Genomic DNA, 16,370 nt, shown 5'->3' on the forward strand with positions numbered 1-16,370 from the left:
TCAGGTTGAGGCAGGCAAATGGCTATGACAGTCCATTGCGATATCGTCAGCGCGGAAGGAGAGATTTTCTCCGGTCTGGTCGAGATGGTGATTGCGCACGGTAGTCTGGGCGATCTGGGTATCGCTCCAGGCCACGCGCCGCTGATCACCGGTCTGAATCCGGGTCCGATCACGCTGACCAAGCAGGGTGGAGAGACCGAGGTGTTTTACATCTCCGGTGGTTTCCTTGAGGTTCAACCGAACATGGTCAAAGTGCTTGCCGATACCGTGCAACGCGCCAGCGACCTGGACGAAGCCTCTGCTCAGGAAGCCGTTAAGGCTGCCGAGCGCGCCCTGAACGAAAAAGGCGCAGATTTCGATTACGGATCTGCGGCTGCACGTCTGGCGGAAGCTGCAGCCCAGCTGCGCACCGTTCAGCAGATTCGCAAGAAGTTCGGCGGCTAAGGCCAACGTCTTTCATGTGCGATTGAGTAAAAGGGTAGCCTCGGCTACCCTTTTTCTTTTTCTGCGTCTTCCCGAATCATCTGCTCAGCCACGGCTGCGCCCGCTTGGAATCCTTTCATGTCACTCGATATCGTCATTCTTGCTGCTGGCCAGGGCACCCGCATGCGTTCGGCCTTGCCCAAGGTTTTGCACCCAGTCGCCGGTAACTCCATGCTGGGCCATGTTATCCACAGCGCTCGTGAGTTGTCGCCACAAAGCATTCAGGTGGTTGTTGGTCATGGTGCGGATCTGGTACGTGAACGGCTGGCGGCTGACGATCTGAATTTCGTTCTACAAGACAAACAATTGGGCACGGGTCACGCAGTCGCTCAAGCAGTGCCCGTACTGAGCGCGGACACTGTGCTGATTCTCTATGGCGACGTTCCATTGATTGAGGTCGAGACCCTGCAACGCTTGCTGACGCTGGTCAATGATCAACAGTTGGGCCTGCTGACGGTCAATCTGGACGACCCAACTGGCTATGGTCGCATCGTGCGGGACGCTGACAATCGCGTCAGCGCCATCGTTGAACATAAAGATGCAAACGACGCGCAGAGGGCCATCAAAGAAGGCAACACCGGCATTCTGGCGGTACCAGGCAAACGCTTGGCGGACTGGCTGGGGCGTCTGTCCAACAACAACGCCCAAGGCGAGTACTACCTCACCGACGTTATCGCCATGGCCGTGAATGACGGCCTGACGGTGGCCACAGCACAGCCACAGGACGCCATGGAAGTGCAGGGCGCGAACGATCGCAAACAGCTTTCGGATCTGGAACGTCACTATCAACTGCGTGAAGCTCGTCGCCTGATGGCCCTTGGTGTGACCTTGCGCGATCCCGCTCGTTTCGATGTTCGTGGCCAAGTGACAGTGGGCCGAGACGTCATGATCGACATCAACGTGATTCTCGAAGGGCAGGTGGTGATCGAGGATGACGTGTCTATCGGCCCCAACTGCGTCATCAAAGACAGCACGCTGCGCAAGGGCGCGATCATCAAGGCCAATAGTCACCTGGAAGGGGCGGTCGTTGGAGAGGGCGCCGATGCTGGGCCGTTCGCGCGCCTGCGTCCTGGAAGCGTTATGGGGAATCGTGCCCATGTGGGTAACTTTGTTGAATTGAAGAACGCGCAGATGGGCGAGGGAGCCAAGGCGGGCCATTTGGCCTATTTGGGCGATGCAGTGATCGGGGCGCGCACCAACATCGGTGCAGGCACCATCACCTGCAATTACGACGGCGCCAACAAGCACAAGACCGTTCTGGGCGAAGATGTCTTCATAGGCTCCAATAACTCGTTGGTAGCACCTGTGGATATCTCGTCGGGTGCCAGCACAGCGGCCGGATCGACGATCACTCAGAATGTGGCCGTTGAACAACTGGCCGTGGCCCGTGCACGTCAGCGCAACATTGATGGCTGGAAGCGCCCGGTCAAAGTTAAAAAGCCCTGATTTATCCACAGCCCGAATCGGCCTGATCTCGACCCGCGTTCAGGCTTGATTCAATCCACAGGTGCTACCGTCGGTCATCCATCGACCTGCGACCTGTGCATTCGCGCTTGACGAATAACTTTCGATAGGTTTCTATTCGCTTCGCTATCTTTCGAAACGAAACTTAAAGTCGAAAATGTCGAAACGTAATACTCCCCAACGCCGTCACAACATTCTCGCCATGCTTGGTGAGCAGGGCGAAGTCAGTGTTGAAGCGTTGGCCAAGCGCTTCGAAACCTCAGAAGTTACGATTCGTAAGGACCTAGCTGCTCTTGAAAGCAATGGCCTGTTGCTTCGTCGCTACGGCGGGGCAGTGCCAATGCCTCAAGAACTGATCGGCGAGCCCGGCCAGCCGGTTTCCAGCTACAAACGCGCTATTGCCCAAGCTGCGGTCGCTCGTATCAGGGAGCATGCCCGAATCATCATCGACAGCGGCAGCACCACCGCCGCGATGATTCCCGAACTCGGTTTGCAGCCCGGCCTGGTCGTCATGACCAACTCCTTGCATGTGGCTAATGCCTTGGGTGAGTTGGAGCATGAGCCGGTGCTGTTGATGACCGGCGGCACATGGGACCCCCATTCCGAATCCTTTCAAGGCCAGGTCGCCGAACAGGTGCTGCGCTCCTACGATTTCGATCAACTGTTCATCGGTGCTGACGGCATCGATTTGCAGCGTGGTACCACGACCTTCAACGAATTGCTGGGCCTGAGCCGCGTCATGGCGGATGTCGCTCGCGAAGTGATCGTGATGGTCGAAGCCGACAAAGTCGGTCGCAAGATCCCCAACCTGGAGCTGCCGTGGAGCAGTGTCCATACCCTCATTACCGATGATCGCCTGCCTCAAGAAGCGCGCGACCAGATTCAGGCTCGTGGCGTGACGTTGATCTGCGCCACTGTTTCCTAGGAGAAGACCATGTGTGGAATTGTCGGCGCTGTCGCTGAACGTAATGTCACTGCCATCCTGCTGGAAGGCCTCAAGCGTCTGGAATACCGCGGCTACGACAGCGCGGGTGTTGCGCTGTTCAGTAACGCCGGAGTGCTGGAGCGTCGTCGTCGTGTCGGCAAGGTGAACGAGCTGGAGCAATCGTTGGCAGGTGAGCCGCTGGCCGGTCGTCTGGGCATCGCCCACACGCGCTGGGCCACCCACGGCGCGCCACTGGAACACAACGCACACCCGCACTTTTCCAGCGGTGAGCTGGCGGTTGTCCACAACGGCATCATTGAAAACCACGAACCGCTGCGCGCCCGTCTGAAGGACCTCGGCTACCTGTTTACCTCGGACACTGACACTGAAGTCATCGTGCACCTGTTGCACCACAAGTTGCAGGACACTCCGGATCTGACCGCAGCGTTGAAAGCCACTGTCAAAGAATTGCACGGTGCCTACGGCCTGGCGGTCATCAGCGCCAAACAGCCAGACCGACTGGTCGCCGCCCGCAGTGGCAGCCCGCTGGTCGTGGGCCTGGGGCTGGGCGAAAATTTCCTGGCATCCGATCAACTGGCGCTGCGCCAGGTCACTGACCGCTTCATGTATTTGGAAGAGGGCGACATCGCCGAAATCCGGCGTGACAGCGTACAAATCTGGACCGCCGCCGGTTTGCCGGTCGAACGCGAAATCGTGCAATACCGTGAAGGCGCCGAGGCCGCGGACAAAGGCGAATTCCGCCACTTCATGCTCAAGGAGATCCACGAACAGCCGAAGGTCGTGCAACGCACGCTGGAAGGCCGACTGGGTCAAGAGCAGGTTCTGACACAAGCCTTCGGCCCTCAGGCCGCAGAGTTGTTCGCCAAGGTGCGCAATGTGCAGATTGTCGCCTGCGGCACCAGCTATCACGCCGGTATGGTTGCCCGTTATTGGCTGGAGGGTCTGGCAGGTATTCCGTGTCAGGTCGAAGTGGCCAGCGAGTTCCGCTACCGCAAGGTCGTGGTACAGCCGGACACGCTGTTCGTTTCGATCTCCCAATCCGGCGAAACCGCTGACACCTTGGCCGCGCTGCGCAACGCCAAGGAGCTGGGTTTCCTCGCCAGCCTCGCGATCTGTAACGTCGGTATCAGCTCGCTGGTGCGCGAATCCGACCTGACCCTGTTGACTCAGGCCGGTCCGGAAATTGGCGTGGCCTCGACCAAGGCCTTCACCACTCAACTGGTCGCCCTGATGTTGCTGACCCTGTCGTTGGGGCAAGTCAAAGGCACACTGCAAGCCGGTGTCGAAGCCGAGCTGGTAGAAGAACTGCGCCGTCTGCCGACTCGTCTTGGCGAAGCGCTGGCCATGGACAGCACTGTAGAGAAAGTGGCCGAACTGTTCGCCGAGAAGAACCACACCCTGTTCCTGGGCCGAGGTGCGCAATTCCCGGTGGCGATGGAAGGAGCTCTGAAACTTAAAGAGATTTCCTACATCCACGCCGAGGCCTACCCGGCAGGCGAGCTGAAACACGGCCCGCTGGCGCTGGTCGACAACGATATGCCCGTTGTCACCGTCGCCCCGAACAACGAGCTGCTGGAAAAGCTCAAGTCCAACCTTCAGGAAGTCCGTGCCCGTGGCGGCCAACTGATCGTCTTCGCCGACGAACAAGCTGGCCTGAACAACGGCGAAGGCACCCATGTTGTCGCGATGCCGCATATCGTCGACGCCCTGGCGCCGATCCTGTACACCATCCCGCTGCAACTGCTGTCTTACTACGTGGCGGTACTCAAGGGTACGGATGTGGATCAGCCGCGTAACTTGGCCAAGTCGGTGACGGTGGAATAAGTTATCCACAGAGGGGGTGTCTGCAACACGCCGACATCCCATCAGCGCGTTATCCACACTGCTCAAACCGCCAGCCCTTCCCCGCGAACCCGCCTGCGTCAGCTATCGTCATAAGATCGGATGATCCGCACATCGACCGACACTTTCAGAAGGTAGAACACGTGAAATGTTCGGCATTTGCCTTGGTGCTGCTCTTTTCTCTGCTTATCAGACCCGCTGCCGCTGATCCTTATCAGATCGTGACGGAAGAATGGGCGCCGTATAACTACACCGAAAACAACCAGCTCACTGGCATGACCACAGATGTGGTGCGGGCGATCATGGGGTTGACTGGGGATAACTTCGAGACCGTGGTGCTGCCCAGTATGCGCAGCGCGAAGGTACTGAACAGTCGACCTCGGACCATTCTGTATTCGATGTTTCGCACCCCGGATCGCGAGCCGTTATACAAGTGGGTGGGGCCGATTGCCGAGGAGTCGATCTATCCCTATCAATTAGCCAGCGCCACGCCAGTCAACACCCTTGAGCAATTGATGCATGCGCCTCAAATCACGACGCGGATCGCGGGTTTGATCCCCAATACGTTGGAGGCCAAAGGTTTCACTAATCTGGACAAGAGCGCGACGGGCAGCGATCAGCTTTATCGCATGTTGCTGGTCGGACGCACGGATATCATCGTCGGCGACACCCCGGCAGGGGTCGTGTATTACAGCCGTCAACTGAACATTCCACCGGCGACGCTACGCAGAATTCCGGTCGAGCTGTATCGCTCATCGTTGTACATCGCGTTCAGCCCTGACTCGGAAGACAGCGTGGTAGCCGCTTGGGCGAACGCACTGGAAACGCTGCGCAGCTCGGGCGCTCTGGCGCGTATTCAGCGTCGGTATGACCATCTCGTTGAATGAAGAAGGGCTTTACGCAACCTTGATCAAGCCCTCGGCTTCGCGCGCCGAGCCTTTCGCTGTTTTGCCCGCCTGTTGCACGGCCCACTTCATGAATTCGACAATCGCCCACTCTTCTCGCCGCTCTTTCGCGCAGTAGACGAAGTAATCGAATTTCAGCTCGGACGTCGCGTGGGTGACTTGCACCAGTCGCCTGGAGCGCAACGCTTCGGACGCAAAGACGTTATTCACAAGGGCGATGCCTTGGCCTGCGCAGGCAGCACTTATCAACAGGGACTCATCACCGTAGCTGGACCCCTGAATCATTTTGCGGTTGCTCACGCCAAACGCGTTCATCCACACCTTCCAGTAGTTGCGTTCGGTGTCCTGCAACAGTGGATAAGTCAGGCAATCCTGCGGGCTTTCGATGGTGTGCTGTTTGGTGAGCAGTTCCGGGCTGCACACCGGGATCAGGTAAGACGACCACAGGCGGGTGGCGTGGTTGTCGGGACTGGCGGCCATTTCGCGCTGGATCGAGATATCCACATGCCCGTGCTTGAGGTCGGAGAGGCCGTTGCAGATCTGGATCGAAATTTCGATGTTCGGGCAGCGTTCCTTGAAGTCGCCAAGGGCAGGAATGAGCCAGGAGCTGGCGATGGTGGACGTGGTGCTGATGACCAGACGTGTTTGCCGGGGTTGTTTGAGTGCAGCGCCGGACCAGGCCTTTTCGATGACGTCGAAGGTGTCGGCCAGTTCGTCGTACAGGCTCCGACCACTGCTGGTGAGCTGAATGCCTTTGGCATCGCGTTCGAACAGGCGCTTGCCGATCTGATCTTCCAACGCTTTGATTTGCTGGCTGATTGCGGCGGGGGAAACGCAAAGGTGATCCGCCGCGCGTTTCATACTGCCCACTTTGCACACCTCGACGAAGGTGCGCAGTGCAATCAATGGGATCGCTCTGCTCATCGTACGTATTCCGTGTTCAGCAGTCGGAAGAGGGAGACTGTGGATAACTTACGAACCCGAAACTCAGGTCGTCGCGGGAGTGTCCCGGGTTTCCGGTGCGGGTCTGGGTTTGCTCTTGCTGAGCACAAACCACACCGCCAGGCAGATCAGACCGCCGCCGTACAAATGGCCGGCTGACAGGTGTTCATCCAGGAACATCACTCCCCAGAGCACGCCGAACGGTGGGATCAGGAAGGTCACGGTCAGGGAGCGCACCGGGCCAATGTCGGCGATAAGGCGGAAATACAGGATGTATGCGCACGCAGTACAGATGAACCCGACGGCCGCCAAAGACAGCCATACCGTGGCATCGCCCCAGCTGGCAGGCGGATTCACCACCGCCGAGATACCGAAGAACGGGGCCAGAAACAGCGTGGCGCCGACCTGACTACCGAAGGCGACCAGCTTCGCATCAAGGCCACCCTGATCGGCAATCCACTGACGCGTCAGGAAACCGGCTGCGCCGTAGCAACTGGTAGCAACCAGGCAAGCCAGCGCGCCCATGACCACGGTGCTGGTGAAAGTCATCGGGCCGGTGGTGGTCAGCAACGTTATCCCCAACAAGCCAATCAATACGCCTGCCGCTTTCTTCGGCGTCAGGGTGTCGTTGAAGAACATCGAGCCAATCAGCACGCCCATCAAGGGTGTGGTGGCATTGAGGATGGCGGAGTAACCGGCGGGTAATAACAGGGCTGCCATGCTGTACATCAGAAACGGAATGCCGGAGTTGATGACGCCCAGGATCAACGTGGCTTTGAACTTGCCGTTGAATTCATGATGCGTTTTGAGGATGGCCAGAATGACCAATAAACCGATGGCGCCCAACAGCACGCGAAAGAAGGCCGTCGGTAATGCGCCCAATACTGGCGCTGCCACGCGCATGAACAGAAAACTGGCTCCCCAGATCGCCGCCAAGAGCAGTAACCGAACATAATCAGATGGCCGCATGACACTTCCTTCCTGTCTTCAATGCGTTCAACAAAGCGGCTCGAAAAGTGTAGATTGACGCTTGTCGAGCCGGGGTGTGATGATTTCAACAGTGTCTTAAGCCTCGCTCAAGCGAGCTTTTCTAAAGCACATTAGATTTTCTTAACTCAAGGATTGGCATGAAATTCCCGCCCCTGTACGCCTTGCTGTGCTTTGAAGCGACGGGGCGTCACGCCAGCATGAAGAGTGCAGCGGGCGAGCTTTTCGTCACCCCGGCCGCGATCAGCCAACAGATCGCCAAGCTGGAAAAGGCCGTTGGCGTCACGCTGTTCATTCGCAACACCAAGCGTCTGGAGCTGACCCCTGAAGGCAAGATTTACCTGCGCGCCATTCGCCCGGCATTGGGGCAAATCTCGGACGCCACTCAGCGTTTGATGAACGACAACGGTCCCAACACCATCACCGTCAGCTGCACCAGCGGCTTTGCCATGCAGTGGCTGCTGCCCCGCCTTCCGGATTTTCAGGCGTTGTGTCCCGGTATCGAAGTGCTGATCAGCACCACCAACCGCTTGGTGGATTTGCTCGGCGATGGGGTCGATTTCGCCGTCCGCCATGGCTTGGGGCGTTATCCGGGGCTTGAGGTCGAGATGCTGATCAATGACCGTCTTCAGCCCGTTTGCGCGCCGAGTTTGTTGCCGGATTCCCGTTACCTGTCGTCCCCGATCGATCTGAAGAATTACAACCTGCTGCACGATGAACATCGCGAAGACTGGGCCTTGTGGCTCAGGGCCGTGGGTATCGAAGATGCTGAAGCGGCAGTGCATCGCGGCTCGGTGTTCGTGGATTCCAATGGCGTGATCGAGGCGGCGCTGGCGGGGATGGGTATCGCGCTCGTGCGCCGTTCGCTGATTCGTGAAGAGCTGGCATCCGGGCGTCTGGTGGTACCGTTTCGCGCCACCATCGACACGCCGATCGCGTATTACCTGGTCTACGACGAGACCGCCATCCTGCCCAAATCCAGCCGCCAGTTTCGCGACTGGCTGGTGTCCCAGGCGATTGCCAGCCAGCGGGAATTCACGACGCGCTAGTGTGCATAACCGTCCCCTACAGAAACTGCGTTCAGTTATCGGATGTTTATCGCGACAGTTAAGTCCTGCTTCAGTGTTCAGAATTAAAACACTCGTCAAGAAAAACACACCCAACCCTCTGATAAATATGCCGATTAAGCAAAGTTGAGTTAAGTCAAACTTAACCGTTGCTTGCGTATTTCTTGTTTGCTCCCTTTTGCGATTTTCTTCAGCTTATCCCTCAACTCGACGGCGTTGTTCAGCCGCTTAAACAACGGGCAGGGATGCTCCGCGCTGAAGGAGAACTTCATGACAGACTTTCAAATATTCCGGCCCATGGCGTGGGACAAACTGGTTCATGAATACGACCTGGACGGGTCCAGACTATTGCCCTGGGACGGTTACCCCACACCGATCGGAGGGGGCTGGTGTGTCGTGCGCCCGGGCACGAAATCGTTGTCGCACACCCAGATCGATCAGGAGTTTTTCATCGGCATCAAAGGCAACGCGAAGTTGGTGGTGGGCGATGAAACCTACCCCTTCACCATGGGCGATATCGCGGCCATTCCCAAACACACCGACCATTACGTCGTGAATGACACCGACGAAGACTTCCACTTTTATGTGGTCTGGTGGGATCGGGATTCGGCCAACCGCTTTCTCGATGAAGATGCGCAGCAGGCCATGGCGCTCAATGAGTTCGCTCTGCAAAAAGCGCCCATTCATGACGTCTCCGATCAGAGGGCTTCGTAATGGGCAAACTTCTGGTCACCATTACACCGCCCACACCCAATGGCGATTTACACATTGGGCACATGGCCGGGCCGTTTCTGGCGGCAGACATTTTCACCCGTGCTCAGCGCCAGCGCGGCCATGACTGCACACTGGTGTCGTACTCCGACGACTATCAGTCGTACATGCTTCGGCGTGGAATCGAGCTGGATCGCGCGCCGCAGGAACTGGCACTGGAAAACACCGACAAGATCAACGACACCCTGGCCAAGATGGGGATTGAAGTTGATTTCTGGATGCGCCCTTATCGCAACAACTACTTCAAGAAGGCTGTCGAGGAAACCTACGAAGCCGCTGTGAAGGCAGGGGCCATTTACAAAAAGGTCAGCCAGGAGCCGTATTGCGAACATTGCGATAAATGGGGCTACGAGGCTTTCGGTCGGGGCAACTGTGATCACTGTGGTTCGGACTCCGATGCGAGCCAGTGCGAAGAGTGCGCGCACACGCCCAATGCGTCGAAGATGAGCGAATTCCGCTGCAAGTTGTGCTCGGGGCAAATGATCTGGAAACCGGTAGAGCGCGAGTTTCTGGCGCTCTCCAATTTCCGCAGTCATCTGAAAAGCACCTTCGAGCACGCGCCGCTGCGGCCTTTCATTCGCCGCTTCTTGAATGAGGAATTCGAGATCGGCCCGATTGACTGGGCCATTACCCGCCCTCATGACGGCGGGCTGGACCTCAAGCCAGATGGCAGCCGACGAATCCACACGTGGGTCATGGGCCTGTCGGGTTATCTGGGCGCATTTCGCGAGTACCTGCACGAGCACAAACACGCGCCGTGGGAATACGACGAATATTGCCGTTCGGGCAAAGGCCGACTGGTGCATTTTCTCGGTTATGACTGCGCGTTCAGCCACATGATGGTGTACCCGGCCTTGTTGCAGACGATGCACGGCTATCGCATGCGTCAGACGTTCTACACCAACCAGTTTCTGACGTTGAATGGCAAGAACCTGTCGACCAGCCGCAACTACGCGATCTGGGCGCGGGACCTGGTGGCAGATGCCTGCACCGACAGCGCGCGGTTCTACCTGGCGTTGATTGCGCCTGAGCAGGACACCGACGATTTCGATGTGGATAAGTTTGCATCGTGGCGTGAGCACACGTTCAACGAAGTGCTGGTCAAGCTGGCCGCTCAGGCCGAGCGCGAGCGTGTCGACGGCGACAGCCTCAAGGTGTCCTCGGCGGATGCGGCGGCAATCAAGTTGTTGGTCGCTCGCTGGTTCGAGGTGACCTCGGTCGACCACTTCACCATGAAAGGCCTCGCGGTGCTGCTTTCCGACGTCATCAACGCGGCCCGTGATCGCCAGCTGCTCGGCAAGCGCATCCTGCCGTACATGGCCCTGATTGGGGCCATCGGCGCGCCCGTGTTCCCGGACCTGGCCCGGCAGATTCTGCGCTATTGCCGTTTCACCGAGAACGAGGTGTTTCAGCAACTGGTGTACGTCAGCGCCGTCGAGTACGAGATTTGATCGGGGGACATGCGCTGATGAAGACCTCATTCGATGTGATCGTGATCGGCGCGGGTGTCATGGGTGCGTCGGTTGCCGCTGCGCTGGTCGAGAGTGGCCTGGACGTCGCCTTGATCGAAAAGGGCATCGGTGGCGGACAGGGCGCGACGCGCGATACCGGCGGCATCGTGCGCGGGCTGGAACTGGACCCGGTTTTGCGTCCGCTGACCAGTCCCGCGTCCCGGCATGGCAGCACCGGCATCGTTCACGCCGTGTTCGAGCAGGCCCTCAAGCGTACCGGTGTGGCTTACATCGCCAGCCCTGGGGTCTGTGGAAAATACCTCGATGCGGTGGGCAGCGAGGGGACGCAGAACGTCGAACTGCACGCCTCGGTCAGCCCGTTGGATAACGGTCGCTTCTCGGCGTATTGCCCGGAAGAGTGCCTGTTGATCGAGCGCAATGGCGGCATCGTCGATGCACGGGTTGCGGTGTCGGGCCTTTGCCGTTACGTGCGGGAGAAGGCCGCTTTCATCGACCATCTGGCAGTGGATCGCTGCGTGGAACATGAGGGGCACGTTCAGGTGTTCGCGGGGCAACTGCGGCTGGAAGCCACGTGGGTGGTCGATGCGTGCGGTGCCAGTGGCCCGCTCGCCAGGCCTTATGGGGCGGTGCATGCGCGCACGATTCCTTTCACCCGAATAGGCTGCGATCAGTCGCCGAGCATGCCGGTCATCGCGCATCACCTGAACACCTACCTGCTGCCGTTGGGGCGTAGCGTAATTCAGGTGGGTGGGCAGCATCGGCAACGGGCAGAGCATGCCGATCAGTTGAATCTTGCGGTGCTGGACAACGAACAGGATGTGATCGAGCGCATCGCCAGGCTGGGTTACGACGCTCACCACAGCCTGCCGATCGTGACGCAAGTGGGCTGGGATGCCTACACCGATGACGGTCGGCCATTGATCGGGCGTTTCAGCCCTAACAGCCATATTTATCTGGCGACCGGCTTCTGCGGCATTGGCTTCAAGATGGCACCGAACGTCGCCGAACGCCTGGCTTACGAGTTAGGCAGCCTGATGGCCGGGGTGCAACTGGAAGCCAACCATCGCTCGATCATGCAGGCGTTCTGTCCTTCCCGGTTCACCGAGGTGGCCTTGTCATGATGCGCCTGGGAATCTGCGCGGCGCTGGACGTCGGCACGACCTTGCATGCACGGAGCTTTTTGCGAGGCGTTTATCTGTCCAGCCATCTGTTCAGCCATGTTCGTCGCGCTCAACACCTGTATTTCGATGACGGTGCCAGCGCGGATGGGGGACGGGCCGCGGCCAGGCGTTTCATCGATGCGCGGGTGGATGCGGTGATCGGCCACTTTGCGTCCGAGTCGGCGGCAGCCGTGGTAGAGAGTTATGCACAGGCTGGCATTCCGCTGATTCTCCCGGCCTCGACATGCGCTGCGCTGACCGAGGACGGCAGCACGACGTTCCGTGTCTGTGCTTCGGATCGCGTGCTGGCCGGGCGCCTGTTGAAGTTCGCTGAAGCGCAGGGTCTGCGCAAGCTGGCGTTGTTCGCCGATCCAAGCCTGCATGGGCAGCGGCAACTGCACGAACTGGTGCAGAGCGCGCAGTTATCCACAGTGCGCATCGTTTCGGATACAGGTAATGCTGATGCGCTGGTGTTTTGTGGACGCCTGAAAGCCAGTCGCCAGTTCCTTGTGGAAAACCGCGCGGCCGGTTGTGAATTACCTCTGTTCTTTACCGATGACGCGGCTTCACCTGCGCTGGTCAGCGGCCTGGAACAGACCGGCACGGTGTACGTCGTCAGTTTTCCTGTAGCCAGCGACCTGCCTGAAGCGCAGGCGGTCGACCTCACGTATCAACGCTTCTACGGCGAGCAGGCGCCGGTTTACGCCATCGAAACGCTGGCCGCCTTTTCGCTGGTCGATGTGGCTGCGCGTCAGCGGCGCGGCCTGCTGGATGCGTTGCGCTATGAAAAGTTTTCCACACCCGCAGGCCCCGTCAGCTTCAGCAATGGGGAAAACGATCACGCCCGGGTTTCGCTTTGGGTCTACGCCGACAAGCGCGTCCACGAACGACGGCTACTGAGTTGAACCGGGCCGACAGGCTCGCCACGTCTCTCAATCTTTCAGGAAGAACCACCATGAATCAGTTTGAAATCGAGGGTTTGCGTCAGGAGCTGGACGTTGCGTCGGTCGGCTTCGGTCCCGCCGGTATCGCGCTGGCCTGTGCGCTGGAAGACGAAGCGGAAGACAACGGCAAAAAGCCGTTTCAGCGAGTGAAGTTTTTCGAGAAGGGGCGCGACGCGACTTGGCATGGCGCATTTCTGCTGGCGGGGACGGACATCAATCACCACGTATTTCGTGATCTGGTGACCCCGCGTAACCCACGCAGCCGGTTCTCGTTCGCCATGTACCTCAAGGAGAAGGGGCGGCTGTACAAGTTTGGCCTGCTGGGGCGTCCGGCCAGTCGCGTGGAATGGTCCGACTACATCGGTTGGGTTGCAGATCAGTTAAAGGATTATGTGTCCTACGAAGAAGGGGTTGTGGATATCTTGCCGGTCGCAGAAAAGGGCGTTCTGAAGGCTGTGGATATCGTCACTTCGGAAGGGACCTACCGCACCAAACGGCTGGTACTTTCCCACGGCAGCCTGCCCAAAATCCCTGAGGCCTTCAGCGCGCATCTGGGCGGTCGGGTTTTCCACACCTCCCAATACCTGAAGAACATTCACTTGGGTGGTGGTCCGATTGCCCAGCGCTGGCTGGTGTTGGGTTCGGGGCAAAGCGCAGGGGAAGCGGTGGCGCATCTGTTGGGCGCCGCGCCCACCACGCAAGTGCATTCGGTGCATCGTGGGGTGGGTTTCAGGGTGGGCCAGTTGGGGCAGTTCCCCAATATGGCGTTCCTGCCGGAGCAGGTTGATTACTTCCATCAACTGGAACCTGCGCGTCGCAACAAAGTATTCGACGAAATCCGCTCGACCAACTACGCAGGCATCGACGCTGATGAAAGTCAGGCGTTGTACTCGTTCATGTACGAAGGCGAGGTCAGCGGGCATCAACGGCTGAACTTACACATTTGGTCAAACGTGGTGTCTGTGGAAAAAGTCGGCGACGCCTATTCCGTTCTACTGCGTGACAGCAACACCGGCCTTGAGACCACGCTCTATGTCGATGGCATCGTGCTCGGCACCGGTTATGAGCAACTGGCTGTGCCACCGCTGCTGACGTTGCTGCAACCCTGGTTGTTGCGCGATGAGGATGGCAGCCTGGCTGTGGACAGATCCTACCGGGTAGGTCTGCAAAACAGCGAAGGCTTGCAGATTCTGGCCAACGGCACATCGGAGAAAACCCACGGCATCAGCGATGCGCAATCGTTCTCGATGGTGGCGTTACGCGCTCAGCAATTGACCGATGCCTTGCTCGCCACCCAGCCACGGCAACTGGCGCCCGTGGTGGCCCATCCAAAACGCGCCGTGGCTGCACGCGCCGAGGCACGCCCATGAACTTCATTTCGCATATTGTCGGCGACTCGAATTTCGTTCGTCTCAAGGGGCTGGGCTTCGAGAACCTGCACCTGAAGCTGGAATCCTGCAATCCAGCAGGCTCGATCAAGATGAAGACGGCCATCGGTTTGATCGACTCTTATGCCGAGCGGCGACTTATCCACAAGGAGACCGTGTTGATCGAGTCGTCGTCCGGCAATCTGGGCGTGGCGCTGGCGATGATCTGCGCCGAACGTGGCTACAAATTCTGCTGCGTGGTCGATCCGAACACCAACCTGCACAACATCAAGATGATGGAAGCCTTTGGCGCCCAGATCGTGATCGTCACCGAGCGGGATGACAACGACGGCTATCTGGGCACGCGCATTCGCTATATCCGCGACACCGTCGCCCGTGATCCGCGCTACCTGTGGCTCAACCAGTACAGCAATCCGGCGAATGCCCGCACCCACGAGCAGACCACCGCCCGGTCGATTCACATCGCCTTTCCGGCGCTGGATTACCTGGTAGTGGGGGCGGGGACAACAGGGACATTGATGGGCTGCGTGCAATATTTCCGCAAGCATTCGCCGCGCACAAAGATCATCGCCGTGGACAGCGCAGGCTCGGTCACCTTCGGCCAGGCGCCAGGCAAACGCTACATACCGGGGCTGGGATCGAGCCAAATGCCTCCCATTTTTCGCGCCAATCACCTTCACAGGCAGCAAGTGGTCGATGAGCGCGCGACGGTGGCGATGTGTCGTTGGCTGGCCAAGTCCAATGGTGTTCTCGCGGGCGGTTCGACCGGAACCGTCGTCGCCGGGCTGGCCGCGCCCTCGGTGGGCATTCCCAAGGATGCGGTGATCGTGGCGATCTCGCCGGATGCAGGTGAGCGCTACCTGGAGACGATCTACAACGACGAGTGGGTCATGCAGAAATTCGGTCTCGCCGAGTTGTCGGCGCTTTCCTCGCAACCGATCAGTCGTTACCTCAAACAGTACGTGCATACGTTCGAAAGGGAGGAGGCCAATGTCTGATTTTCATGTCATCCCCGGCGCGGTGATCAAAGACATCCTCGATGCTCAGGCCCACTCAATGGTCACGCGGGTCGAACAGGTTTACCTGCAACACCATGACGGCCAGACCCTCAACCCGGACAGCTACTTTCTGCGTTTTCCACAGCAGCCTGCCAACCGCATCATCGCGCTGCCCGCGTCACTGGAAGGCGAGGATGCGGTGGCCGGGATCAAATGGATTTCCAGCTTTCCCGGCAACGTTCAGCAGCAGAAACCCCGTGCCTCAGCAGTCGTGATTCTCAACGACCGCGAGACCGGCTATCCCTTCGCGTGCCTGGAAGGCGCACAGATCAGTGCTGTCAGAACCGCAGCCTCGGCAGTGTCAGGCGCTTATTGGCTCAATGGTCAGTCGCATCACGTCGAATCTGTGGGATTTGTCGGCGCGGGCGTCATCGCCCGGAACATTGCCCGCATGCTGGCCGTTGAAGGCTGGGACATCGGGCAGGCGGTGGTGCATGACTTCGATGCGGCGTCGGCCAATGCCTTGAAAGGTTACGTCGAGCACATCGACTTATGCACAGCCCGCACCGGCTCGCTTGAAGAGGCGCTCGCTGCGGACCTGGTGATCTTTGCCACGACGGCGGGCGAACCTTACGTGAAGCCTCCGATGGCGTTTCGCGCCGGTCAGGTGGTGTTGAACATTTCTCTGCGCGATATCGCTCCCCAATTGCTGCTGGCGGCCAATAACCTGTGCGATGACGTCGAGCATTGTATGAAGGCCAACACCTCGCCCCACCTGACCGAGCAGCTCACCGGCAATCGCGATTTCATGAACGGCACCCTCGCCGGGCTGATCCGGGGCGAATTCACGCTTGATCCGGACAAACCCTCAATCTTCTCGCCGTTTGGATTGGGCGTGCTGGACCTGGCGCTGGCCAAGTTCATCGTTGACACCGCACTGGCCGAATCACGCGCTGTGGCCATCGATTCGTTCTTTGGAGAAACCCTGAGATGGAACTGAG

Annotated in this window: 15 protein-coding genes; 13 read left to right on the forward strand and 2 right to left on the reverse strand. The window is 58.9% G+C overall.

The window, feature by feature from the left end; translation table 11 throughout:
- Window positions 1-18: 18 nt before the first annotated feature.
- The 5 genes from ACI5GA_RS16255 (at window position 19) to ACI5GA_RS16275 (ending at window position 5,622) form a co-directional block, all read left to right on the forward strand.
- Window positions 19-444, forward strand: a complete 426-nt coding sequence (locus tag ACI5GA_RS16255) for a F0F1 ATP synthase subunit epsilon (protein ID WP_108236319.1) — start codon at window positions 19-21, stop codon at window positions 442-444.
- Window positions 445-561: 117 nt separating this feature from the next.
- Window positions 562-1,929 carry a bifunctional UDP-N-acetylglucosamine diphosphorylase/glucosamine-1-phosphate N-acetyltransferase GlmU gene (gene glmU / locus ACI5GA_RS16260; protein WP_421423401.1) on the forward strand — a complete coding sequence of 456 codons (1,368 nt, stop codon included), beginning with the start codon at window positions 562-564 and terminating at the stop codon, window positions 1,927-1,929.
- Window positions 1,930-2,104: 175 nt separating this feature from the next.
- Complete coding sequence (locus tag ACI5GA_RS16265; RefSeq protein ID WP_404635674.1) at window positions 2,105-2,872, forward strand: DeoR/GlpR family DNA-binding transcription regulator; 768 nt, start codon at window positions 2,105-2,107, stop codon at window positions 2,870-2,872.
- Window positions 2,873-2,881: 9 nt separating this feature from the next.
- Window positions 2,882-4,717 (forward strand): glutamine--fructose-6-phosphate transaminase (isomerizing), encoded by a 1,836-nt coding sequence (gene glmS, locus ACI5GA_RS16270; protein WP_404635672.1) that lies wholly within the window; start codon window positions 2,882-2,884, stop codon window positions 4,715-4,717.
- A gap of 161 nt (window positions 4,718-4,878) precedes the next feature.
- Window positions 4,879-5,622 (forward strand): substrate-binding periplasmic protein, encoded by a 744-nt coding sequence (locus ACI5GA_RS16275; RefSeq protein ID WP_421423402.1) that lies wholly within the window; start codon window positions 4,879-4,881, stop codon window positions 5,620-5,622.
- A gap of 9 nt (window positions 5,623-5,631) precedes the next feature.
- Here the strand turns inward: ACI5GA_RS16275 and ACI5GA_RS16280 are convergent, their stop codons facing one another.
- Together ACI5GA_RS16280 and ACI5GA_RS16285 are read right to left on the reverse strand one after the other, a co-directional pair.
- Window positions 5,632-6,564: a LysR substrate-binding domain-containing protein gene (locus ACI5GA_RS16280; protein ID WP_421423403.1), complete on the reverse strand. Its 933-nt coding sequence runs from the start codon at window positions 6,562-6,564 to the stop codon at window positions 5,632-5,634.
- A 63-nt stretch (window positions 6,565-6,627) separates the two neighbouring features.
- On the reverse strand, window positions 6,628-7,551 hold the full coding sequence (locus tag ACI5GA_RS16285) for a DMT family transporter (RefSeq protein WP_421423404.1): 924 nt from the start codon (window positions 7,549-7,551) through the stop codon (window positions 6,628-6,630).
- A gap of 158 nt (window positions 7,552-7,709) precedes the next feature.
- On the opposite strand from ACI5GA_RS16285, the gene gcvA reads away from it, so the two are divergent.
- The 8 genes from gcvA to sbnB all read left to right on the forward strand — a co-directional run bounded on the left by gcvA (window position 7,710) and on the right by sbnB (window position 16,369).
- Window positions 7,710-8,618, forward strand: a complete 909-nt coding sequence (gene gcvA / locus ACI5GA_RS16290; RefSeq protein ID WP_404635664.1) for a transcriptional regulator GcvA — start codon at window positions 7,710-7,712, stop codon at window positions 8,616-8,618.
- A gap of 288 nt (window positions 8,619-8,906) precedes the next feature.
- Window positions 8,907-9,350: a cupin domain-containing protein gene (locus ACI5GA_RS16295; protein WP_404635662.1), complete on the forward strand. Its 444-nt coding sequence runs from the start codon at window positions 8,907-8,909 to the stop codon at window positions 9,348-9,350.
- Window positions 9,350-10,858: a methionine--tRNA ligase gene (locus ACI5GA_RS16300; RefSeq protein WP_404635660.1), complete on the forward strand. Its 1,509-nt coding sequence runs from the start codon at window positions 9,350-9,352 to the stop codon at window positions 10,856-10,858. Before ACI5GA_RS16295 ends, ACI5GA_RS16300 begins: the two co-directional genes overlap by 1 nt.
- 17 nt (window positions 10,859-10,875) lie before the next feature.
- Window positions 10,876-12,000 carry an NAD(P)/FAD-dependent oxidoreductase gene (locus tag ACI5GA_RS16305; RefSeq protein WP_404635658.1) on the forward strand — a complete coding sequence of 375 codons (1,125 nt, stop codon included), beginning with the start codon at window positions 10,876-10,878 and terminating at the stop codon, window positions 11,998-12,000.
- A complete protein-coding gene (locus ACI5GA_RS16310) occupies window positions 11,997-12,944 on the forward strand; it encodes an ABC transporter substrate-binding protein (protein WP_421423405.1) in 948 nt (315 codons plus the stop codon). The genes ACI5GA_RS16305 and ACI5GA_RS16310 overlap by 4 nt, the downstream gene beginning before the upstream one ends.
- Before the next feature lie 50 nt (window positions 12,945-12,994).
- Window positions 12,995-14,353: a SidA/IucD/PvdA family monooxygenase gene (locus ACI5GA_RS16315; protein ID WP_404635654.1), complete on the forward strand. Its 1,359-nt coding sequence runs from the start codon at window positions 12,995-12,997 to the stop codon at window positions 14,351-14,353.
- Window positions 14,350-15,369, forward strand: a complete 1,020-nt coding sequence (sbnA, locus tag ACI5GA_RS16320) for a 2,3-diaminopropionate biosynthesis protein SbnA (RefSeq protein ID WP_404635652.1) — start codon at window positions 14,350-14,352, stop codon at window positions 15,367-15,369. Before ACI5GA_RS16315 ends, sbnA begins: the two co-directional genes overlap by 4 nt.
- The gene (sbnB, locus tag ACI5GA_RS16325; protein ID WP_421423406.1) at window positions 15,362-16,369 is read left to right on the forward strand and encodes a 2,3-diaminopropionate biosynthesis protein SbnB; all 1,008 of its coding nucleotides are present in this window, start codon (window positions 15,362-15,364) and stop codon (window positions 16,367-16,369) included. Before sbnA ends, sbnB begins: the two co-directional genes overlap by 8 nt.
- The last annotated feature ends 1 nt before the right edge of the window (window position 16,370 follow it).

The sequence above is a fragment of the Pseudomonas sp. Pseu.R1 genome (genome assembly GCF_045764065.1).
In the GTDB taxonomy this organism is placed as follows: domain Bacteria; phylum Pseudomonadota; class Gammaproteobacteria; order Pseudomonadales; family Pseudomonadaceae; genus Aquipseudomonas.

Excerpts from the sequence above, each read along its gene's own strand:
- sbnB (WP_421423406.1), top strand. The coding sequence starts at position 15,362 with ATGTCTGATTTTCATGTCATCCCCGGCGCGGTGATCAAAGACATCCTC.
- glmS (WP_404635672.1), top strand. The coding sequence starts at position 2,882 with ATGTGTGGAATTGTCGGCGCTGTCGCTGAACGTAATGTCACTGCCATC.
- ACI5GA_RS16255 (WP_108236319.1), top strand. The coding sequence starts at position 19 with ATGGCTATGACAGTCCATTGCGATATCGTCAGCGCGGAAGGAGAGATT.
- ACI5GA_RS16285 (WP_421423404.1), bottom strand. The coding sequence starts at position 7,551 with ATGCGGCCATCTGATTATGTTCGGTTACTGCTCTTGGCGGCGATCTGG.
- sbnA (WP_404635652.1), top strand. The coding sequence starts at position 14,350 with ATGAACTTCATTTCGCATATTGTCGGCGACTCGAATTTCGTTCGTCTC.
- ACI5GA_RS16315 (WP_404635654.1), top strand. The coding sequence starts at position 12,995 with ATGAATCAGTTTGAAATCGAGGGTTTGCGTCAGGAGCTGGACGTTGCG.
- ACI5GA_RS16295 (WP_404635662.1), top strand. The coding sequence starts at position 8,907 with ATGACAGACTTTCAAATATTCCGGCCCATGGCGTGGGACAAACTGGTT.
- ACI5GA_RS16300 (WP_404635660.1), top strand. The coding sequence starts at position 9,350 with ATGGGCAAACTTCTGGTCACCATTACACCGCCCACACCCAATGGCGAT.
- ACI5GA_RS16280 (WP_421423403.1), bottom strand. The coding sequence starts at position 6,564 with ATGAGCAGAGCGATCCCATTGATTGCACTGCGCACCTTCGTCGAGGTG.
- gcvA (WP_404635664.1), top strand. The coding sequence starts at position 7,710 with ATGAAATTCCCGCCCCTGTACGCCTTGCTGTGCTTTGAAGCGACGGGG.
- ACI5GA_RS16305 (WP_404635658.1), top strand. The coding sequence starts at position 10,876 with ATGAAGACCTCATTCGATGTGATCGTGATCGGCGCGGGTGTCATGGGT.
- ACI5GA_RS16265 (WP_404635674.1), top strand. The coding sequence starts at position 2,105 with ATGTCGAAACGTAATACTCCCCAACGCCGTCACAACATTCTCGCCATG.
- glmU (WP_421423401.1), top strand. The coding sequence starts at position 562 with ATGTCACTCGATATCGTCATTCTTGCTGCTGGCCAGGGCACCCGCATG.
- ACI5GA_RS16310 (WP_421423405.1), top strand. The coding sequence starts at position 11,997 with ATGATGCGCCTGGGAATCTGCGCGGCGCTGGACGTCGGCACGACCTTG.